The sequence below is a fragment of the Pandoraea fibrosis genome, from assembly GCF_000807775.2.
Lineage (GTDB): Bacteria > Pseudomonadota > Gammaproteobacteria > Burkholderiales > Burkholderiaceae > Pandoraea > Pandoraea fibrosis.
Map to the genome: position 1 here is coordinate 5272686 of NZ_CP047385.1, position 21868 is coordinate 5294553.

Annotated in this window: 17 protein-coding genes; 4 read left to right on the forward strand and 13 right to left on the reverse strand. The window is 64.8% G+C overall.

Annotated features, from left to right (window positions below):
* Nucleotides 1–56: 56 nt before the first annotated feature.
* Nucleotides 57–1295, reverse strand: coding sequence for an MFS transporter (locus PI93_RS23270; RefSeq protein WP_039373159.1), 1239 nt, complete (start codon nucleotides 1293–1295; stop codon nucleotides 57–59).
* Between the two features lie 358 nt (nucleotides 1296–1653).
* Between PI93_RS23270 and PI93_RS23275 the strand changes: the two genes are divergently transcribed.
* Nucleotides 1654–2343 carry an orotate phosphoribosyltransferase gene (locus PI93_RS23275; RefSeq protein WP_010806896.1) on the forward strand — a complete coding sequence of 230 codons (690 nt, stop codon included), beginning with the start codon at nucleotides 1654–1656 and terminating at the stop codon, nucleotides 2341–2343.
* A gap of 98 nt (nucleotides 2344–2441) precedes the next feature.
* On the forward strand, nucleotides 2442–2840 hold the full coding sequence (gene crcB, locus PI93_RS23280) for a fluoride efflux transporter CrcB (protein WP_039373161.1): 399 nt from the start codon (nucleotides 2442–2444) through the stop codon (nucleotides 2838–2840).
* 30 nt (nucleotides 2841–2870) lie between these two features.
* On the opposite strand, the gene PI93_RS23285 is transcribed toward crcB, so the two are convergent.
* Nucleotides 2871–3719 (reverse strand): helix-turn-helix transcriptional regulator, encoded by an 849-nt coding sequence (locus tag PI93_RS23285; protein WP_039373163.1) that lies wholly within the window; start codon nucleotides 3717–3719, stop codon nucleotides 2871–2873.
* Between the two features lie 132 nt (nucleotides 3720–3851).
* Between PI93_RS23285 and PI93_RS23290 the strand changes: the two genes are divergently transcribed.
* Nucleotides 3852–4661: a class I SAM-dependent methyltransferase gene (locus tag PI93_RS23290; RefSeq protein WP_039373166.1), complete on the forward strand. Its 810-nt coding sequence runs from the start codon at nucleotides 3852–3854 to the stop codon at nucleotides 4659–4661.
* Between the two features lie 81 nt (nucleotides 4662–4742).
* On the opposite strand, the gene PI93_RS23295 is transcribed toward PI93_RS23290, so the two are convergent.
* The 8 genes from PI93_RS23295 to PI93_RS23330 all read right to left on the reverse strand — a co-directional run bounded on the left by PI93_RS23295 (nucleotide 4743) and on the right by PI93_RS23330 (nucleotide 14022).
* Complete coding sequence (locus PI93_RS23295; protein ID WP_052240858.1) at nucleotides 4743–6227, reverse strand: NAD(P)/FAD-dependent oxidoreductase; 1485 nt, start codon at nucleotides 6225–6227, stop codon at nucleotides 4743–4745.
* Between the two features lie 11 nt (nucleotides 6228–6238).
* A complete protein-coding gene (locus PI93_RS23300) occupies nucleotides 6239–7045 on the reverse strand; it encodes a fatty acid desaturase (RefSeq protein ID WP_039373171.1) in 807 nt (268 codons plus the stop codon).
* A gap of 42 nt (nucleotides 7046–7087) precedes the next feature.
* On the reverse strand, nucleotides 7088–7657 hold the full coding sequence (locus PI93_RS23305; protein ID WP_039373174.1) for an AfsA-related hotdog domain-containing protein: 570 nt from the start codon (nucleotides 7655–7657) through the stop codon (nucleotides 7088–7090).
* A gap of 83 nt (nucleotides 7658–7740) precedes the next feature.
* The gene (locus PI93_RS23310) at nucleotides 7741–9126 is read right to left on the reverse strand and encodes a protoporphyrinogen/coproporphyrinogen oxidase (RefSeq protein ID WP_052240859.1); all 1386 of its coding nucleotides are present in this window, start codon (nucleotides 9124–9126) and stop codon (nucleotides 7741–7743) included.
* Between the two features lie 347 nt (nucleotides 9127–9473).
* Nucleotides 9474–10235, reverse strand: coding sequence for a peptidylprolyl isomerase (locus PI93_RS23315; RefSeq protein ID WP_039373040.1), 762 nt, complete (start codon nucleotides 10233–10235; stop codon nucleotides 9474–9476).
* A gap of 81 nt (nucleotides 10236–10316) precedes the next feature.
* Entirely contained in the window at nucleotides 10317–10877 is a 561-nt protein-coding gene (locus PI93_RS23320; RefSeq protein WP_039373037.1) for a gamma carbonic anhydrase family protein, read from the reverse strand.
* A 276-nt stretch (nucleotides 10878–11153) separates the two neighbouring features.
* Nucleotides 11154–12107 carry a ketopantoate/pantoate/pantothenate transporter PanS gene (gene panS / locus PI93_RS23325; protein WP_039373115.1) on the reverse strand — a complete coding sequence of 318 codons (954 nt, stop codon included), beginning with the start codon at nucleotides 12105–12107 and terminating at the stop codon, nucleotides 11154–11156.
* A gap of 313 nt (nucleotides 12108–12420) precedes the next feature.
* Nucleotides 12421–14022, reverse strand: coding sequence for a DEAD/DEAH box helicase (locus PI93_RS23330; RefSeq protein WP_052240852.1), 1602 nt, complete (start codon nucleotides 14020–14022; stop codon nucleotides 12421–12423).
* Nucleotides 14023–14384: 362 nt separating this feature from the next.
* On the opposite strand from PI93_RS23330, the gene PI93_RS23335 reads away from it, so the two are divergent.
* Entirely contained in the window at nucleotides 14385–15332 is a 948-nt protein-coding gene (locus PI93_RS23335) for a LysR substrate-binding domain-containing protein (RefSeq protein WP_039373035.1), read from the forward strand.
* Nucleotides 15333–15411: 79 nt separating this feature from the next.
* On the opposite strand, the gene PI93_RS23340 is transcribed toward PI93_RS23335, so the two are convergent.
* The 3 genes from PI93_RS23340 to mprF all read right to left on the reverse strand — a co-directional run bounded on the left by PI93_RS23340 (nucleotide 15412) and on the right by mprF (nucleotide 21396).
* Entirely contained in the window at nucleotides 15412–16719 is a 1308-nt protein-coding gene (locus PI93_RS23340; RefSeq protein ID WP_039373033.1) for a solute carrier family 23 protein, read from the reverse strand.
* Between the two features lie 166 nt (nucleotides 16720–16885).
* On the reverse strand, nucleotides 16886–18661 hold the full coding sequence (locus PI93_RS23345; protein WP_201278415.1) for a virulence factor family protein: 1776 nt from the start codon (nucleotides 18659–18661) through the stop codon (nucleotides 16886–16888).
* On the reverse strand, nucleotides 18658–21396 hold the full coding sequence (gene mprF, locus PI93_RS23350; protein ID WP_039373031.1) for a bifunctional lysylphosphatidylglycerol flippase/synthetase MprF: 2739 nt from the start codon (nucleotides 21394–21396) through the stop codon (nucleotides 18658–18660). The genes PI93_RS23345 and mprF overlap by 4 nt, the downstream gene beginning before the upstream one ends.
* Nucleotides 21397–21868: the final 472 nt, after the last annotated feature.

A 21868-nucleotide genomic window follows, 5' to 3' on the forward strand; every position in this document is an offset into this window, starting at 1 on the left:
CGCACGCGGCGCCTGCCGCGCGGGCAAGATGAGGACACTGTGACGTGCGTCGCGCCTTATTGCAGCGCCTCGCCGCGACGCTCCGGAATCAGGAAGAGCGTGGCGAGAATGTCGAGCACGTAGATGCCGGCAAGGAAGACGAGCGCCATCTTGAACGAATACGCGGCAGCCAGCGCCCCGACCGTGAGCGGCCCGAAACCGCCGACGGCGCGGCCGATATTGAACAGCACGTTTTGCGCCGTTGCACGGGCGGCCGTCGGATACAACTCCGAAATCAGCGCGCCGTAGCCACCGATCATGCCATTCACGAACAGGCCCATCACCGCGCCACCGATCAGCAGCGCAAACTGCGACTGCAACTGGGCGTAGACGAACACCATCACGACCGCACCGATCTGATAACCGATAAACGTCGGGCGGCGACCGAAGCGATCGGCCAGACGACCGAACAGCCAGATACCGAACGCCATGCCGAGCACCGTGACGGCCGTCCACATCGCAGACTTGGTGAGCGAGTAACCGAACGTCTTCGACAGGTACGACGGCATCCAGATCATCAGGCCGTAGTAACCGAAGTTCTGCACCGAGCACAGAATCGCCACGCCGAGACTCGCGCGCGTGGTGGCACTGTCTTTGACCAGCAGTTTGAGCGGGGCATGTTCGCGCGGCTGCTTCTGTTGCGCGAGGAACATCTCGGGCTCGCCCAGCGTGCGGCGCATGACGAACGACACGACTGCCGGCAGCAGACCCACGGCGAACATGCCGCGCCAGCCGATCACCGGCAGCAGCAGCGGCGTGAGCAGCGCGGCGGCGAGCACACCGGCCTGCCATCCCAGCCCCACGAACGACGACGCGCGCGCACGGCGCTCCGGCGCACACGCTTCGGCCGCCAGCGCCATGCCGATGCCGAACTCGCCACCCAGACCGATACCGGCAATCGTCCGGTAGGCCAGCAGATCCCAGTACCCTTGAGCCAGCGAGCACAGACCGGTGAACACCGCAAAGAGCAGGATCGTCCACGACAGCACGCGCACGCGGCCGTAGCGATCGGAGAGCATGCCGAAGACGATACCGCCCACGACCGCGCCCACGAGCGTCCAGGTGACGAGTGCCCCCGACTGCGCGCTCGAGAGCGCAAGGTCGGCCGCGATGGCGGGCAGGATGAAGCCGAGAATCAGCAGATCGAAGCCGTCCATGGCGTAGCCGATGGCCGAGGCCCAGAGGGCACGGTTCGCGTAAGCGTGGTCTTGCGGGACAGCGGTAACCGCAAGCGAGGGCGAGGAATCGTTTGGCATGAGCACGTCCGACGGGTCTGAATTTTCGGCGTGAGTGTATGCCTGTCATAAAGGCTCGGCAACTGTCTCTTTTTTTGGACTCATCTATCGGAGACGATTTTTCATATGCGCCGTGCGGGCACACCGCGCGTATTTCCCCGATCAGAAATATACGCTCAGTGCATAATTGGCCTCGCATTTGCTGAAACTTGTGGCATAATTCGCGTTTAAGCGCCGGTCGGTCGTCGCAAGACGTGCAGACCCGCCGCCTGAGACGGCGTGCAGCCACAGTGCCCTACGCGCTGCGGTGCCCCGCCGACTTACCCATGACTCCTGGCTGCACGCCCCATGGCGGGCAGCTATGCTAAGGAACCGCATCATGATTGGCATCGACCGCCAGGCGATTTCCGACATCACCGCCAAGATCCTGCTCGAAGTGGGCGCGGTGCATTTCAACGCCGAGAAGCCGTACATCTTCACCTCGGGCTGGGCCAGCCCGGTCTACACCGACTGCCGCAAGCTGATCTCGTACCCGCGTGTGCGCCGTACGCTGATGGACTTCGCCGAGGCCGTCATCATTCAGGACGTCGGCTGCGAGCAGTTCGACACGGTGGCCGGTGGCGAGACCGCAGGCATTCCGTTCGCCGCCTGGATCGCCGACAAGCTGATGCTGCCGATGCAGTACGTCCGCAAAAAACCGAAGGGTTTCGGTCGCAATGCACAGATCGAAGGCGATCTGCCGGAAGGCTCGCGCGTGCTGCTCGTGGAAGATCTGACGACCGACGGTCGCAGCAAGATCAACTTCTGCAAGGCGCTGCGTGAAGCCGGTGCGAGCGTGAATCACGTGTTCGTGATCTTCCACTACGACATCTTCCCGGAGAGCCGTCAGGTGCTCAAGGACATCGACGTCCAGTTGCACTCGCTCGCCACGTGGTGGGACGTGCTGCGCGTTGCCAAGCAGCAGAACCACTTCGACACGAAGACGCTCGACGAAGTTGAGAAATTCCTGCACGCACCGGCCGAGTGGTCGGGCGCGCACGGCGGCGCCACGTCGTTCCCGAAGGACTAAGTCCTGTGGCAATGCCCGTAGTCTTCGCTTGAGAGGCGAGAGCGGTCGGTCCTGAAGGACTGACCGTTTTTTTTATCCGCTTGGCAGAGGAGTCACCCATGTTTGCTTCGGTCTTCGCCATCAGCATCGGGGCCGCACTCGGCGCGCTGCTGCGCTGGGTCCTCAGCGTACAGTTCAACGCGATCCTGCCGACACTACCGCTCGGCACGCTCGCCGCCAATCTCGTGGGCGGCTATCTGATCGGGGTCGCCGTCGCGCTCTTCAGTCACTTTCCGTCGATCCCGGTCGAGTGGCGTCTGTTGATCGTCACCGGGTTTCTCGGCGGCCTCACCACGTTCTCCACGTTTTCGGCCGAAGTCACCACGCTGTTGCGTCAGGGGCAGATCGGTTGGGCGTCGCTCATCGTGATCGTGCATGTCGGGGGCTCGCTCGTCATGACGCTGCTCGGCATGGCCAGCGCCACGCTCTTCGTGCAATGGTTGCGTCCTGCCGTCTGACAGACGCACGGCACGGACGACGTCACAAGCTCAGGGCAGCAACATCACCAGCTTGACGTCGTCGTGCCCCGACAGGCGGAAGGTGACCTGCGCGAAGTCGATATCGCCCCGTACTGGATGGCGAAAGCCGCGCCGTCCGCCTTCGCGCTCCACGACGTCCTGCTGCGACCACAGTGCAGCGAACACGCTGCTCTCGCGTTGCAAGACGTCGGTCAGCGCACGCACAGGCGTGTCGTCCAGATAAGCACTGCATTCCGCGCGAAACTCGGCAACGACCCGTTGCGCTCGGCGCTCCCAGTCCTGAATCAGCGTTTGCGCGCCGGCATCGAGAAAGATGTAGCGCAGCAGATTTTTCGCACCGGGCACGTCGAGCCATCCCCGGAAGATATCGGCGGCCGCGTCGTTCCATGCGAGAACGTCCCAGCACCGGTCGAGCGCATAGGCAGGTGCCGCCACAGCAGCCACCGCCGCCTGCACCTGTGCTGCGGCATGGTGCGGCAACGGCTCGGCGCCGCGCTCCGGATCGCGCTTGCCCGCCAGATCGAAGAGATACGCCCGCTCAGCGCGCGACAGCCGCAACGCGCCGGCGACCGCGGCCAACGCACCCGCCGAAATCGACACTTCCCGCGCTTGCTCGATCCAGGTGTACCAGGTCGACGACAGCCCGCACAACTGCGCGACCTCTTCTCGCCTCAGTCCCGGCGTGCGACGTCGCCCGAGCAACGGCAGTCCGACCGCCGCAGGCGTCAGCCGCTCGCGATGCGCGCGCAGAAAGTCGCCCAGCGCGCGACGTTGGCGTGCATCATCGCCATGGGGAGCTGGCTCGCCCGACGCAGCGCCGGGACGAGGAACGGGAGTCGAATTGGGGGTAGTTTTCATACCAGGATAAATAGGTAACTTGTACCGGTATTAACGAACCATTATCGTGAGTCCCATCGATGTCGTGCAAGCCCTCGTGCGAAACATCGCCAAAGCCGACACGCCCCGCCCCACAGACCAAGGAGACTCGCCGTGAGCGATACCCCGCAATCCCACGCCGCCGCCGCGGCACCCGACGCCCATCAAGCTCACAATGCCGTTGTCACGGGCCAGTTCGGCCCTCAGGCGTCCGCCTACCTGACGAGCGCCAATCACGCTCAAGGTGCCGATCTGGAGCAACTCGCCGCGATGGCGCGCGCGCATCCCGACGCACAGGTGCTGGATCTGGGCTGCGGTGCGGGTCATGTGAGTTTCTTCACCGCGCCACACGTCGCGCGCGTGGTGGCCTACGACCTGTCGGCCGACATGCTCGGCGTGGTCGCGGCGGAAGCCGCAAAGCGCGGGCTGACGAACGTCGACACTCAACTCGGCGCGGCCGAATCGCTGCCGTTTGCCGACGCCAGTTTCGATCTCGTCTTCAGCCGCTACAGCGCCCATCACTGGGCCGACGTGGGCGCCGCGCTGCGCGAAATGCGCCGCGTGCTCAAGCCGGGCGGACGCGTGGCGATCTGCGACGTCGCCTCGACCGGCCAGCCGTTGTTCGACACGTACCTGCAAGCGGTGGAAGTGCTGCGCGACACCTCGCATGTGCGCGACTATGCGGCGAGCGAATGGATGACGATGGCGGCGGGCGCAGGCTTTTCGGTGGCATCGCTCACGCCCCGCACGCTCGATCTCGACTTCAAGACCTGGACGACTCGCATGCGCACACCAGCGTCCATGCAAGTCGCCATTCGCGCTTTGCAAACAGCGATGGCCGACGATGTGCGCCGTCACTTCAAGATTCAGGACGACGGCTCGTTCACGCTCGACACGCTCACGCTGGAACTCGTTGTCGGTTGAGCGCGTTGCCTTCCCGAATGCCGCCGGGGCATCCCCCGACATGGGCATCACACCCACGTCGGGCCCCCTGATCGTCTCGCGTCACTTTCGTTCTGCTTTGTTGACACCAATCCCATGGGATGGGCCCCGGGAAGACAACGTCCCCGGCGCAAACACGGGCGCGATCTGCCCTGAGACGTATTTCATTGCAACCCGCGCCGCCACCGATGGTGCGAAAAGCGCGCCGGGCGACTCGACCATATGCATGACGCGCAAAAACCGGCGGTAAATCGCCGCGTCGTCCACCGCCAGCCCAAGCAGTAATTCCACGTAACGTTGCATGAGCCGCGCTCGCCAGTGCGCTGCCCCCTTCTGCCTCGTCAGACGCAAATCGACGCCAGTCGAGAACGTCCATGCATGCCGTGCAACCTGCGCCAGTCCACGTTGCAACGTCAGACTCCCGGGCGCAGCATCAGCGCTGCGAAGTACGTACAGATGGGCGTCGAGGGCCACCGCACTGAGCGCGGCCACGGTCATGCCCTGCCCATAGACCGGGTTGAAACAGCAAGCGGCATCGCCCAACACCACGAACCCCTCGGGCCAGCGCTTCATCTCGCTGAAGTGCCTCACCCGGTTCTCGGTCTGACGAAAACGGCGAATCGGCGATACCGGCTCGGCGCTGGCCATCGCGTCGTGAAGTGTCGGCGCTCGCAGACTGCGGGCAAATGCCATGAAACCGTCTTCGTCGCCGGGAGGATAATCGCCGCCCACGCCCGTCAAGGTCACAATCCAGCGATTGCCCTCAATGGGGAAAAGCGTGCCGCTGCGCGGACAGTCCGGCGCACGGCCATGCACCACCAATGCCTGCCAATCTCGCCATGGCGAACGCTTCGGCACCGCGAAGAGGCGACTCGAATAGCCAACGCGGGCGTCGACAACCGTCTCTCGCGGCGTGTCGAAGCCAGCGGCTTTCAGCCACGATGGCGCGCGCGAATTGCGGCCGCTGGCGTCAACGACGAACGCGGCCGGCAACATCGAAACACTGCCGGCCTCCTCCGCCAATCCACCGCAACGTCGCCGAATCGTCACCCCGCAAACATGCGTTTGCGTTGCGTCGACGCTCAGCCCCGTGACCTCGCACCCTGGCATGACAGTGATACGCCGCTCGCCGAGCACACGTTGTCGCACCGCGAACTCAAGCAGGTCGCGGCTCGTCGACCAGGTGACGAAACCCTCGCCTGCGGGTGGCATCCAGCCCGCTGCCGAAAACCAGCGCACCGACCGGTACCAGTCGAGCTGCACCGCGCCGGCATCCAGCAACGCCTGACCCAGATCGGGAAAGAGTGCCTCGAGCGTGCGACGTCCACGCATGAGCAACTGATGTACGAATTGCCCTTGCGGTACGCCGGCCCGTGAAGCCGGCGTATCCGTGAGCTCGTCTCGTTCGAGAAGACAGACCTCTTCGAAATGCCCGGTCAGCATGTGGGCCGCAAGCAGCCCTGCCATGCCTGCCCCGATCACAATCGCCCGCGACGCGGCGGGTGCTGCCGGCCCCGGCATGACAAACGCAGACGTCGTTGAAGTCATGGCTTGCCTCACTATCGAAACCAGCGGTTCAATCCGCTCAGCGACGCCGGCACGTCGATCTGATGGGCAATCTGCCGGTGAAATGCCGGGAGCCGGCTCCAATGCAGCCCCGGACGCACATGGTGCGCAAGGTGATATCCATTGTTGAAAAACACGAGATTGAGCCAGGTGTTGGCCTTCGTGTGCGACGCCTTGAAGGGATCGCTCGAGTACAGATCGATATGGTCGTCATACGTCATGTGGATGAAGTTCACCCAGACCAGCACGATCGGTACGACAAAGAAGATGAGCGCATTACGCGGATCGTGAAGGAGCAAGCCGATCAGCACCGCATAGCTGGTTGCCACCTGCCAGAGACAGCGCCGGCGCAAACGCCGGGAAGTGCGCCCGATACGCAGCACGTGATAGTTGTACGTAAAAAAATAATGCGCGATGTACGCAAGTCTCGACATCCGGCGGCCGCCGGCGTCTATCCAGCGCGACGGGTCACGTTCCGGCTCGGTGTAATGCAGATGATGGCCGCGGCTATGATGCAGACGGAATTTCGCGGCGTACATGCCGGTTTGCAGCCACATGACCAATTCGATGAACCGGTTGCCCCAGGCGCTGGAGAACATCCCCACATGCGATTGGTTATGCACCGCAGTGGAGACCGCGATCTGGGGCAATAAGAGCAGTGCGGCCCATGCGACGGCCGTTCCCGGCGCACGCGCGAAAAGGTAGCCGGCGAACTGCGCGACCGCCGTCCCCGCCACCAGGGCAAGCGGGGCCAGATCCTCCTGATAATGCAGCCCTAACCAACGGGCGAGATGTCTCATGATGCCTCCTTGCAAAGCACGATCCCGAGCGGCAGGCGCGCCTCAATGAACCTCGCCAGTCGACATGTTGCGGCGCAGCCGGGCAAGCAGCGCAGGCGAAGAAAAGCTCCAGCGTGCATTCATCGTGCCCAGCGGACGGTCGAACTGCAGCCACTGACTCTCGCAAGCCAGCGCAGACAGGTGCTCGTGCCGATAAGTCTTGGCGACGATCACGAATCGCACCGACAGCGGAGCGCGCAATTCGGCAAAGTGCTCGAACACAACGTCCAACGAATTGAGCACGAAGGCCAGATCGTGTGAAACCTCATAGAAACGATGGGAAATAGCGGTCCCGACTTGTCGGGTCGCTTCGATGAGCATCAGACCTGGCACATGGTCCAGCGGATGCTCGAAGAAGAAGACGTGGTTCGGGTCGATGTGAAGCGTGGCGATAAAGCAGTCGTGGCCGTCTGGCGTGGCGTCGGCGCGCGTGATCGACGCAACGAAGACATTCGCCGGGTCCGTCTTGTGGACCAGTGTCTGATCCAGCTTACCGTTCATCGTGAGGGCTTCGGCACCGGTGCCGTCGGGCAGTACGGTCACGCGGCTCGTCAGGGGGGGCTGAAGGTTCATGGCGACTCCATTCAGAGGATTGCGGGGACGAAGACCCGTCGTCGCGGCTCGCGGCGACGCGCTGGAAAGTGAGTCACCTGAAGTTATGTCGACGCGTAGTCGCTGTACCCGACGTCGCGCGAGCGGCGTCTGCCACGTTCGCGAGCGCCATGGACAATGCGAGCCACGGCTTCCTGCGCCGAAAGCACACAAGCCTCGATCGATGCGCCGCGCAAATAATCGCCGGCGAACGACAGGCCGTCGATGGTGTGCCGGTGGTCATCGAGCAACGCCCTCAATCGATAATGATGTGGTGCGTATGCGCAAAGGCCGGGATCGAACAGGTGGGCAACGGCGTCGCGCCGATCTGCGCGTGCCACCGGAATATATTGACGAAGGGCTGCCTCGGCGAGATCGAGCAGCGCCCGGGCTTGCGCGCCATCGACATCGCCGCCGAGCCCGACACGTTCGATCAGTTCGCGGGCCTTGCGGCCACTGAACGTATAACGCACCGTGTCCAATCTATCGACGCCATAGGCGCCGGCATTGCTCAGCACCTGGTCCGGACCAAAAGACAGGCCACGGACCTGCGCCGAGAATATTGGCCGGCGATACGCGGCGACAACCACCAACACCGGGTAGTAGCGAATCCCGTCGAGTGCCGCCGCGAGTCCGGCATCGTGTTCGCGCAGCAGGTCGGCACTCACGCTTGCGGGCGTCGCGAGCACCACGTGGTCGTATTCCAGATCGCGCGTGCTACCGTCCGCATGACGTACCGACACGCCCCGTACCCGACCGTCGCGGACCACGATACGCTCGACGCGAACATCGCAACGAACCTGCATCGAAGCCGCCGCCGCGTCCACGAAGGTCTCCATGCCGTCCCGGAGCTGGTCATAGGTATCGAGCCACATGCCCAAATGGGTGCCGAAGTTGCCAAGGTGAATTTCGTCGGGCTCCGCGCCGTTCATTCGCACCGACATGGCCCGCACAACGGCGCGACAGAATGCAGGACTGAAATAGGCGTCGAGTGGCGAATCGTCGGTGCGTCGGGCCAGCCTTGCAAACGATGGGCCGTCGAGAAACCGATTTCGTGCGTCGAACCATACCCGCAGGCAAAGTCCGCCCAGACGCAAGGCGTCTGCCGTGGGACAGCCTCGCAGGTAGGCAAAGGTGCTGCCTAGCCGACGCGTGCTGTCCAACGTGACAATCCGCCCGTCGCGCACGCGCGACGTGTTGATGCCGAAGGGTTCGAATCCAAATGGACCGAGCTCGCGAGCGAGCGCACGAAATCGCTCGTAGTGCCGACCGATGTTCTTGCCGCCAAGATCGATCCTGCCCCCGTCGAGCGTGGCGCCGCATATTCGGCCGCCCAGCGTCGCTCGACGTTCGATCAGCTCAGCGGGAATTCCGGCCTTGCGCAGATAATGCGCGGTCGCGATTCCGGAGATGCCGCCACCAACGACGGCGCATGCCGCAGTGGTTGTCATCGTAGAGCCCCCCGCATGTTCATCGGACATGCTTCAAGTGTCGAGACAATGACACTTGAATGTCACGACATCCTAAGCATAGTCAAACGAAACCATCCGCCTGTATCTCTTAGCGGGGTAACTCATAGTGCTCAATCGCGAGCATCGGAGCCCGCTCATTTTTTGCCAGCGCGGTTGCCATTGCTTAGGATGACGAACTTTACGATGTCGTCGGGCAAGCGTGCTTTGTCGAAAAACAAGAAGGGCCGGGTTCTGCCATATGCAGAACCCGGCCCTCGGCACATCGACGTTGTGCACGAACCTTATGTCTTCAGGGCTTCTCCTCGCTTCGCACGCGACCGACGCGGTTACTGCACGCGCGTCGGTCCATCGCTATCGTTGGCACCGCTGATCTCGGCGGCGCCAGCGAGCAACGCCACATAGTGACGTAACGCGCGCGCTCGCGCCTGGTCATACAACTGCGCCGCAATGCGATCGGCCACCCGCTCGAAAGGTGGCATGCGCCCTTTCATCCGACGCTCGATACGCACGACGTGAAAGCCGTAGCGTGTGTTCACGAGCCTTGGCAATACCCCCAGCCGATCCCCGCAGAACAGCACCAGCTCGAACTCCGGCGCGCCGCTACCGCGGGCGAGCATACCCAGACTTCCTCCTGTGCGTCCCGATGGACAATCCGACATCGATTGCGCCACCGACTCGAACGAGGCCGGCTCGGCGAGCACCGCGTCCAGGGCGGACTGTGCGCGCGACAACGTGCTGGACAGGGGCACGCCGGCCGACAGCGCAAACAGAATATGACTCGCCTGCACCTTGTCGCCAACGCGGAACTGCCCGGCATGCTCATGGAAATAAGCCCGACATTCGGCTTCGGTCGGACGGCGCACCTGTACGTCACGCGTGAACAGCGCGTCGACGATGGCGTCGTCGCTCGCGCTTTCGTCATCGGTATCGGCCAGCAGCCGCAAGTCCCGCGCGCGCTGACGCAATAACTCCCGGCTGACGAGCGCACGCTGAGCCGCCGCCTCCGGATCGGCCGCGTCTCGATGCAGATCGATCTCATCGGCGACGCGGCGTGCGTCGATGACAATCCCGTTGACACTCAAAGACATGACGGACTCCCACGAAAACGTTCACTGCCACCGGCCACGTGCGCTCGCCGGCACGCACTTCGGCGTGCCGATCGCCTGTCGTCAGAATTCGTTCTGAATTCGACGGTAGGCGCGGGCGAGTTGCACATTCGTGCGGCTCACCGATTCGGAGAACTCGCGCGCATCGACGGTGACTTTCGGAATGGTCGCGAGATCGGTCTCGCGGCTGATGTGTGTGGTCGAGGGAATGTAGAAATTCTCGGGAATGTCGCGCCCGTCGACCACACTGTTGTGCCGCACTACCACGCCGTCGTGCACGACGCAGTTGAACAGCACCGAATTGAAACCGATGAAGACGTTGTTGCCGATGACACAGGGCCCGTGCACGATGGAGCGATGGGCAATCGATGTGTTCTCGCCAATGGAAACGCGTGCGCCGTCTTTCGAGTGGATCACGACCCCGTCCTGGATATTGGAGTTGGCGCCGATCACAATCGGCTCCATCTTGCCGTTCTCATCGACTTCATCGGCACGCAATACGGCATAAGGTCCGATGAAGACGTTCTCGCCGACGATAATCTGGCCGCACAAAATGGCCGTGGGATCGACGAACGAGGTCTCGTGCACCACGGGGTAGTCCCCGCGCGGATTCTTTCGCAACATTCTCAGGTAACTCCAGACCGCTCGCTCGTACGCCGGGTTGCGACAGGGCGTCGCGCGTCCTGCACGACACACGCTGCCTGAGCTGACCACGTCGGATACGCCCTGTGGGCGAGCGGGGGAAAGGGAACACGGACGGGCGCCGTGATGCGGATTCTCTCACCGCCGCGAACGGTATATCGAAGTTGTAGGCGATGAGAGACAGAAAGGCAAATGCGCGCGATGACGGTGCGCGCCCCCGTTGCGCGCCGCACACACCCGCATGCGGCGCCCGAAAATTTAATGCAGCGGGCGCGTTGCCGCCACCTGCGAATCGTTCGCGGTGCCGGTCGGACGACCACGCCAGTAACCCGCGAGCAACGATCCCGAAAGGTTGTGCCAGACGGAGAAGAGCGCCCCCGGCAGGGCGGCCAGCGGCGTGAAGTAAATCTTGCCGAGCGTGGCGGCCAGCCCCGAGTTCTGCATGCCGACTTCGATCGCCAGCGTGCGGCAAATCGATTCGTCGAACCCCAGCAGACGCCCGCCCCAATAGCCGCCGAGCAGACCCAGACCGTTGTGCAGGATCACGCCCGCCATGACCAACGGCCCGACCGTCGCGATATTGCCCTGGTTCGCACCGACCACCGCGCCGATGATGAGCACGATCGCGACCATCGAGACCAGCGGCAGATACCCTTCGACAGCACGCACCGCACGCCCGAGATAACGGTTGATGAGCAGCCCCGCGCCAATCGGCAGCGCCACGATCTGAAGAATCGACAGCAGCATGCCCTCCACATCCACCACGATCGACGCATCGACGTACAGGCGCGTGAGCAGTGGGGTTGCGAACACACCGACGAGCGTCGACATCGCGCTGATCGTGACCGACAGGGCCACGTCGCCACGAGCGAGATAGATCATGACATTCGACGCCGTACCACTCGCCACGCTGCCGACGAGCACCATGCCGGCCGTGAGATCGGGCGGCATGTGCAACACGCGCGCAATGATCCAGGCCGCCAGCGGCATCACGAGATAGTGCAGCACCACGCCCGCCACAATCGGAGCGGGACGCGTGAATACACGCTTGAAGTCGTCGAAGGTCAGCGTCACGCCCATCGCGAACATCACGATCGTCAGAAGCGCCGTGACGTGCGGCGTAATGCCGGAGAAGCTGCCGGGCGAGTAAAAGGCGAAAACGGACAGCAGCAGAGCCCACAACGGGAACAGCCGGGTAACACGGGCGATCATGAAATCCTCGGAGAACGGGAAGACGGCGCGTGCGCTGGCAAGCCGGTGCGCCGGGGATTCCAGGAGGATCCCCGGCGTCATCGCTGCCGCCATGCCCGAGCCGTCGGGCGCAAAAAGTTAATATTTTACTTATTTTGCGCAGCCCGCCCCTCCGGGACTGTCCGGATGACGCTGGCCGGTGCGAATCGCGGGCGTCGCGAGAATCGTGGATCACGCCGCGACGTCGCATCGCCACTGCACGGATACCGAACGCGCAACTCAAATTCATCGGAATGTTGAGCTGCGCGCGCATCGTCGATACCGTTGCGAACGCTTAGTCGCGTTTCGGTTTGCCCATCAGCAGGGCACCGCCGACGCCATCGCGACGCGCCGGGCGCGGACCGCGCTGGGCGAAGTCGCCTCGCTCGCCACCACCGCCCTGACCGCGCGGTGCGTTCTGCGAACTGCGGCCATCCTGACCCTGACGCGGCGTGCCGGAACCCTGTGCAGCACGCGCGGGGGCGCGCTGCGCATCGCCCTGACGCTTGGGTGCCGGCTGGCGCGGCTGACCGGCATTTCCGGCGTTTCCGGCACTCACGCCGGTACCGGCCTTGCCACCATTGCCACCCTGACGGCCACCGCGATCGCCTTCGCGACGCGGCTTCGCTTCACGGGCTTCGCGCGGTGCGCGTGCCGGTTGACGTGCCTCGTCACCACCGCTGCGTCCACCGCGTCCGCCACCGGCACCACGGCCTTGTTGGGCCTTGCGAATCGGCTGCGCCACGGCGTGCGGGTCCGGCTCGAAGCCCGGAATCACTTCGCGCTCGATGGTGCGCTTGATGAGACGCTCGATCTGCGTGAGCAGTTGGTGTTCGTCCACGCACACGAGCGATACGGCTTCACCGTTCGCACCCGCGCGGCCCGTGCGGCCGATACGGTGCACGTAATCTTCCGCCACTTCCGGCAGATCGAAGTTGACCACATGCGGCAGTTGGTCGATATCGATGCCGCGCGCCGCGATATCGGTCGCGACCAGCACTTGCAGCGTGCCGCTCTTGAATTCGGCGAGCGCACGCGTGCGCGCGCCCTGACTCTTGTTACCGTGAATGGCCAGCGCGGGAATGCCGCCCTTCGTCAATTGTTCGGCCAGACGGTTCGCGCCGTGCTTGGTGCGCGTGAACACGAGCACCTGGAACCAGTTGTGCTCGCGCACGAGGTGTTCGAGCAACTCGCGCTTGCGGTCGCGATCGACCGGGTGAATCTTCTGCGCGACAGTCTCGGCGGTCGTGTTGCGACGTGCCACTTCGATGAGCGCCGGCGACTTGAGCAGACCGTCGGCCAGCTGCTTGATCTCGTCGGAGAACGTGGCCGAGAACAACAGGTTCTGACGTTTCGCGGGCAGCACCGCCAGCACGCGGCGGATATCGCGAATGAAGCCCATGTCGAGCATGCGGTCGGCCTCGTCCAGTACGAGAATCTCGACAGCGGACAGATCGACCGTCTTCTGCTGCATGTGATCGAGCAGACGACCCGGTGTGGCGACGAGAATATCCACGCCGCGTGCCAGTTGCTTGACCTGCGGCACCATCGACACACCGCCGAACACGGTCATGGAGGTCAGGCGCAGGTATTTGCCGTATTGCGTGACGCTTTCCTCGACCTGTGCGGCCAGTTCGCGCGTGGGGGTCAGCACGAGGGCGCGCACGGGGCGCTTGCCGTTCGCGGCCGCAGGGCGTGCGCGCGAAGCCAGCATCTGCAGGATCGGCAGCGTGAAGCCTGCCGTTTTACCGGTCCCGGTCTGAGCACCGGCGAGAAGATCGCCGCCTTGCAGGACGGCCGGAATCGCTTGCAGTTGAATCGGAGTCGGAGCGGTATAACCGAGATCGGCAACCGCACGCAGGATGTCGGCCGACAGGCCGAGCGTTTCAAAAGACATATAAAGACCAATGCGCGGACTCCACGATGTGTGTCCCCGCGCGTATCGATGTTGTTTATTTTTGGTGGAATGCCCGCGTCGGGCGTGCGACGGGCATCGCGCTCATATGGGCGACGCGCCTGAAGACGCCGGCAAGACGACCCGCCGGCGATGAAATCAAGCGGCTTGGCGGGCGAGGCCGTCGCGGGTACGGCCGTGTCTTGAAAGGGCGTAGTTTACCATGTGCCCTTTCCCAAGTCAGTTGGCATCGACGTTTGTGCCTCCCGCGGCCCTCAATATTCGGAGAATCCACCGCGCGTGCGCGTGCCCCGACCGAGCCGTTACACTGACGTCATTGCCCCGCCACCCCTGCCGCCTGCCCCGTGCGATTCGACCTGACCGATCTGCGTCTTTGCCTGCTGGTTGCCGAAGCCGGCAGCATCACCGGCGGCGCCGAACGCGCCCATCTGACGCTGGCCTCTGCCAGTGCGCGCATTCGGGGTCTGGAGGAGACGCTGGGCGTCGCGCTGTTCATGCGTCACCGTCAGGGGGTCATCCCAACGCCCGCCGGACGCGCCCTGCTCGCCCACGCCCGGCGCGTGCTCGCGCAGATCGAGCAGATGCGCGGCGAATTGGGCGAATACGCGGCCGGCCTCAAGGGCAATGTGCGCATCGCCTCCAACACCGTTGCGATGTCCGAATTCCTGCCCGATCTGCTGGGCGCGTTCCTCGCCGAACATCCGAACGTCGAAATCTCCCTGCGCGAGCAGACGAGCCCTGCCGTCGTGCAGGCCGTCCTCGAGGGCGCGGCCGATATTGGCGTCGTCTCGGACTGGATCGAGTTGACGGGACTCGAGACGGTGCCGTTCCGGCAAGACCGGCTGGTCGTGGTCACCCCGCCGGGACATGCACTGGCCGCACAACGCGCCCCTCATGCCCCCCATGCCCTTCATACGCCGCACGAAGTGGCCTTCATCGACGTACTGGACTCCGAGTTCATCGGACTGCCCGAGCAAAGTGCGCTAGCCGAGCATCTGGACGGTCACGCCAAACGTGCCGGACGCCCCCTGCGCTACCGCCTGCGCCTGCGAGACTTCGACAGTCTGTGCCGTGCCGTGGCCACCGGTGCCGCGCTGGGTATCGTGCCGCTGAGCGCCGCCCGACGCTCGGCCGCGTCGCTGGGCATCGGCATCGTGCCGCTCTCGGACCCGTGGGCGCTGCGCACGCTGGTGCTGTGCGTGCGCGATCGCGACGCCCTGCCCGTCTACGCGCGGCAACTGCTCGAACGGCTGGCCACGCCAGTCGCCACAAACGAAAACGGCACGACTTGAGCGTCGTGCCGTTTTGCCAACCCGCCAACCTTGCCAACTTTCCCCTACCCGTTCAGGCGGAAAAACGCAGCAATGAGTCTTACATCGCCGCCGGCGTCGAGGCCTCGCGCCCGCGCAGCAGCGCGTACAGAATGATGGCGCCGAACGTCGCGCAACCGATGCCGCCCAGCGAGAAACTGCCGAACTTCAGCGTGAAGTCGCCCGCGCCGAGCACCAGCGTGACGGCCGCCACGATCAGGTTGCGGTTATCCGAGAAGTCGACCTTGTTCTGCACCCAGATGCGCGCACCGGCCACCGTGATCAGGCCGAACACCACGATCGACACGCCGCCGAGCACCGGCCCCGGAATCGTCTGAATGACGGCGCCGAACTTCGGCGAGAAACCCAGCACCAGCGCAATCACGGCCGCCACGGCGAAGACCACCGTCGAATAGATCTTGGTGACGGCCATCACGCCGATGTTCTCGGCATACGTCGTCACCCCCGTGCCGCCGACACTGCCCGACACGATGGTCGCCAGCCCGTCGCCGAGGAACGCACGGCCCATGTAGCGGTCGAGGTTCTGCCCGGTCATGGCGCTCACCGCCTTGATGTGCCCCAGGTTCTCCGCCACCAGAATGATGGCGATGGGCGCGAGCAGCACCATGGCTTCGGCCTTGAACACCGGTGCGGCGAAATGCGGCAGGCCAAACCATGCCGCGTTGGCTACGATGGAGAAGTCGATCGGCTTGCCCAGCCCCATGCCGTTGGTCAGCACGGCGTAAAGCACATAGGCCAGCAACAGGCCCACGAGAATCAGCAGGCGCTGCACCATGCCGCGAGCAAACACGGCGACCAGCCCCACGCACAGCACCGTCGCGAGCGCCATCCACGTATCGAAGCTGGTGGCCGACACCCCCTTCACGGCGACCGGTGCGAGGTTCAGGCCGATCACGGCCACGACCGCGCCCGTCACGACCGGCGGCATGAGCGCCTCGATCCAGCGTGTGCCGACGACCATCACGATCAGACCGATGATGGCGTAAAGCACGCCGCACGCAATGATGCCGCCGAGCGCCACCGGGATATTCAGGTTCGGACCGCTGCCGGCATAGCCCGTCACCGAAATGACGAGACCGATGAACGCGAAACTCGAGCCGAGATAGCTCGGCACGCGCCCGCCCACGAGCACGAAGAACAGCAATGTGCCGATGCCCGACATGAAGATCGCGAGATTCGGGTCGAAGCCCATGAGCAGCGGTGCGAGCACGGTCGAGCCGAACATGGCGACCACGTGCTGCACCCCCATCGCAATGGTCTGCGGCCAGGGCAGGCGCTCATCGGGGGCGATCACGCGGCCCGAGCCCGTGTCCTGTTGCTGCCACTTCGGGAAATAACCCTCAGCCATGTCGATCTTCTCCTGTGTGCCGTACCGTATCTGACGGGACGTGCGGAACGTGGGTCGATGGGAAAACTGGCGGCAGTGTACGGAGCGCCCGCACGGAAGGCAAGGCGAGAAAATGCGGCGCCCCCGGCGGCGCCCGAATATGTTGGCCCGGCCCGACAACCGGGCGTCAGCGCTTGGCGAGCCCCTTGAGAATCACGTCGGCCAATCCGGCGTAATTACCGTCGAAATGGTGGCCGCCCGGCATCTTCACGACCTGAACCCGCTTGGGATCGAGTCCCGGGCAGTTGCTGTCGTCCTCGTCGGCGCCGTAGACGCACATTGCCATGCCGTCGGGCAGGCGCTCGACCTCCGGACGAATCGGCAGCCCGTTCTGGCTGGACATCACCCAGTTGGTCATGCGGAATTCGAAATCCGCTTTCTGGCCGAGCCCCATCAGCACGAGCAATCCGACACGCTCGCGGGCCACCGGGGACAGACGATTGACCATGAATGGCAACACGTCGGCGCCTTGCGAATAGCCGATGAGAATCACCCGCTTCTTGTTCCAGCGGGTTTGATAGAAGCGCATGAGACGGTCGATATCGAGCGCGCCGGACGCCGGGGTGCGCGCCGACCAGAAATAGCGCAACGAATCGACCCCCACCACGGGAATGCCGTGCGCCGACAGTGCACTAGCGACGTCGCGGTCCAGACCGGCCCAGCCGCCGTCACCCGACATCAGGATGGCAAAGGTATCGGCCATGTTCGCGGCAGGCTTGCCCGTGGCCGGCACCTCGACGACAGGCAGGTCGGCGACCGCCGCAGGCGGCCGGGCGGTGCCCGCCACATGATGCGCGTTCAGACGGCGGAACGCGTTCTTGTACTGCGTCACCCAATCGGCCAGCACGGGTGTGGACGGCGCTCCGCCGGCGGTGGCCGTGCTAGACGTATCGATGGCGCCCAGACTGCCGGCAAGACCGCCGACGAGCCACGTCGAATTCGGCGTGCGCGCGGCAAATTCCTGCGCCATCCGGTCCGAACAGCGTGGGGCGCGCCCGGCAGGGCCGCCGACCGGGCCGCCCATCGTCATCCACGGGGCACTCATGACCGGCGCGGGCAGCAAGCGCATCGGCGCGCCACCGGCCGTGTGCGTGATGCCGCGTCCGAAATGCACACCTTCGCCCTGACACAACGGCCGCGACATCGGCAGTACCGGACAGAAATCGACGGACAACGCGCCCGAGAAGGTATCGCTACCCGCCTGCGCGAGCATCGCGTAGGCGAACGTGCCGCCCACGCCGTCGCCGACCAGGATCGGCGGGGTGTAGCCGGGCAGCTTCACCGCCGCTTCGACCCATCGGCCGAAATTATCGAGGTCACCCGCCGCGTAGACGCAGGCGATGTCGTCTTTGGTGTAGTTCGCCATCAGGCGCGCCGTGTCGATGCCAGCGACCAGCGCGCCCGTATCGGCGAGTGCGCGGGCCATTCGTTCGGCGCGCGGGGTCCATCCGTCGTCGTCCGAGAAGAACAGCACCGTCGCGTTCGGATCGCCCTGCGGACGGAAGATGGGGACGTTCTCGAAGCGGCCGTGCGTCATGATCTCCGGCGCCGCGTTGCCGGCCCCCCGGAACGCCGCAGCTCCCGCGGCAGCCGCCGCCGCTTGCGGCATCACCGGCGCGGGCACGCTCGACGCCGCCGCCGGGGGCTGTGCAACCGGCCCCGCCTTGGGGGCGGGCTTGAGCACGTTGGGACGCGATGCCGCCACCTCTGCGCCCGGTGCCGCTCCCGTGGGCGTCGAGAACTGGGCCAGTCCGGCAAGCGGTGTCATCGTGACGACGCAAGCGGCGGCACTTGCCGCGATGCGCCGTGCCCAGCGGGGTGCGCGGGGGTCGTTCGCGCGAATGCGCGAACTCGCATGGCCTTCGCTCGACTTGCCGCGCGTCACGCTCGTGTGCCCTGTCATTTGGTCATCATCCCTTTCCAGCCACCGCCCACGAGCGCCGCCACGTCGGCGAGTGTGAGCATCGGTGCGATTCCGCCCGGCGTCATCAGATAACGCGCCTCCCATTGCGGATCGAATTTGTCCTTGAAACTGCGCAGCCCGCGGAAGTTATAGAAGCGGGCGCCGTGCGCAAACATCATGCGCCCGAAGCGATGCCAGCGAGGCGCAAGCTGATGCGTCTCCATGCCCGACATCGGCGCCATTCCCAGGCCGAAACGCTGGTAACCCTGCGCCTTGAAATGCAGCATCAGCTTCGCGAACAGGAAGTCCATCGTGCCCGGCGGGGCGTCGGGTACCTGTCGCATCAGATCGATGCTCGCCTCGATGCGCTGCACGTCGGGACACATCAGCGTGGCAAATGCCACGAGGCGCTCCTCGCGACGCACGAGCGCCACCGGTTGCCGCGCGACGTAAGCGTCGTCGAACGCGCCGAGCGAGAAGCCCTTCTCCCGCGTGTGCTGCCGCGCGAGCCATGCATCCGATACCCGGCGCATTTCCGCGATGTGCGGCGTCACGGCCTCGGGCGGCACGATCTCCAGTGTCAGCCCTTCGCGTTCGCCACGCGTCACGCCATGCCGTAGATTCGCTCGCCGCCCCCCCTGAAGACTGAACTCGGGCAACGAGACGAACGCCTCCTCGCCCAGCTTGAAGGCGCGCAATCCGGCATCGATATAGAGCGGCAGTGCGTGCGGGCGTGTCTTATAGAAAGCGGCGCGTCCGCCGTGCGCATCGGCCAGTTCGATGAAGCGCCAGATCAGCTCCGGCCACTCCTTCTGATCGCCGACCGGATCGGAGAGCGATATCCACGAGCGGCGATGCTTCGCATACATGATGAAAGCGTTGCCCGACGGGGAGAACAGGAAGCTCTTGTCGCCCATCAGCGCGAGACACGCATCGGCGGCGGGTTGCTTGCGAATGACGGCAAGTGCGCGCGCCAGTTCCTCCTCGCTCGCGGGCACCAGCGCGCCGGGCGACTGCCGCAGCAGTTGCCACAATGACAACCCCAGTCCGATCACGGCCACGACCATCAGCGCACGCATCGAGCGCGGAGCGTCGCCGTCGAACGTGAATTGCCACCAGAGCTGGTTCGCATACCCCACGCGCCGGTACGACATGAACATCAGCCAGGTACACGCGCCCAGCACCGAGAGCACCGCAATGATCCAGCCCGGCTCGAATGTCTGCGTGAAGAGCGACGAGCGCCGGTCGAACTGCTTGCGCGAGACCAGCAGCAACGTGGCGAGTACGGCGAGGACAAAACACTCCGAGAGCGCAATGCCCTTAGGAATCGCCAGCACCGCCGCAACGATCGTCAGTCCGAGCGAGCCCCACCAGGCCGCGTCGAGCCTGTGCAGCAAACCTCGTGCGAGGAACAGCATGGACAGCCCGGCCACGCTGCCGAGCAAGTGCGATACCTCCACGAGGAACAACGGCACATGGGCCCGCAGGAAGTCCTCGGCATCACGCGTGGCGGGCGTCACGCCCGAGATCAGCAGCATGACCCCGGCAACGAGGGTCAGCGCCGCCAGCAGGCCCGGGAAGAGGCGCACGGCCGCGCGCCCGATCGGTGCCGCCGGCCCTCGTCGCAATTCGAACCCGGCGAGCAGGCACGCGGCAAGCATCAGCGGCAGCAGGTAATAGATCCCGCGATAGAGCACCAGCGCGCCCGCCACGTGACTGATGGGGGCGTGGCCATTCGTCGCCAGAAGAATCACGGCCTCGAATACGCCGACGCCGCCTGGCACATGGCTGAGCACGCCAAGCGCCATGGCGATCGCGTAGAAGACGACGAAGGTCGGCAGATCGACCACGCCCGCAGGCAGCAGACACCACAGCGCGGCAGCGGCCATGCCCAGATCGGCGGCGGAGATCAGCAACTGACGCAACGCGAGACGAATCGGCGGCAGCGGAATCGCCCAGCGGCCGAAGACCGATACCGAGCGCTTGCGCACGCACAGCACGAGGAACGCGCCCGCGCCGGCCAGCAGCAAGACAGCGAACAGTTGCAGCATCCACGCGGGAATCGGCACCAGCGCCGAGACGCGCGATGCGCCCCACAACATCCCGAGCGAGCCGAACACCGTCATGCCAAGTCCGAAAGCGCCCGCGTTGAACGCCACAGCCTGCGCGACCTTCGAGGCGTCGATCCCCGCGGCGGCGTACATCCGCATGCGCACGGTGCCGCCAGTGAGCACCCCGAGGCCAACGGAGTTACCCAGGGCATAGGCAATGAACGACGTGAGCACGACGGTCGAGCGTTTGACCGTCACCCCGGCAAAGCGAAGCCCCGAAATGTCGTACCCGGTGAGGGCCGCGTAGCTCGCCAGGGTTGCCAGCATGGCAAGCACCAGCCGCGTCACGGGCGTGTCGTGAATCGCGGCGACGATGTTGTCGTAATGCACGTGACGCAGCATGTGATGCAACGCGTCGAACACGAACAGACCGAGCAGCGCCACGCCGGCCACGATCAGCCAGGGGCGCGCAGCGCTCCAGGGAAAGCGTCTGAGCCAGCGCAGGGGGGCGGGCAGCGCGAGCCACGCGGCCTCGACCGGTGGCATCAGGGGCTCAGGCGGGTTGTCACCTGCCCCGCCGGCGACGGATGCCGCAGCGCTGGGCCCACCGGTGGCCATCGGCAGCGCCTCGGGGGAACGTGCATCGGCGGGCCGGCTCGGGCGCGCACGGGAGGGTTCTGTCATCTATCGGTCGAGCCTTCGGCCAGCACGACGCCTTCTACGGGACGCCGCCCCTACGGCCTATGGGCGAGTCGGAGCCTGTCTGGGGGATAGCTTACACCGCGATGCGTGACAGGTCTTGTCGGTGACGGCTGACAAAACGGCCGCGATGCCCCGCCGAGGGGCGCACAGCGGGCGGTTTCACGTAATCCCTCGCGGTACAAGAAGGTTTTGACGGCGCGCTATCGGTAACCGTCCGCGCGCCGCCCTCGCCCGACGGGGCCCCGACCGGGGCGATTGCGTCCGACTATGGGCGCGTCACCGCGATACGTGCAACTTAATGTAAAATGCCGGGTTTTTACTAGGTACTTGAACGAAGTTTTTCCTAAACTTCGATTTTGAAGAACGCCGCAATGCGGCACGTGCGCACACCGAACCATTCCGACTCCGAAGAGAGTCGTTTCGCGGTTCGAAGCATCGTGCGCGGGGGGAGTTG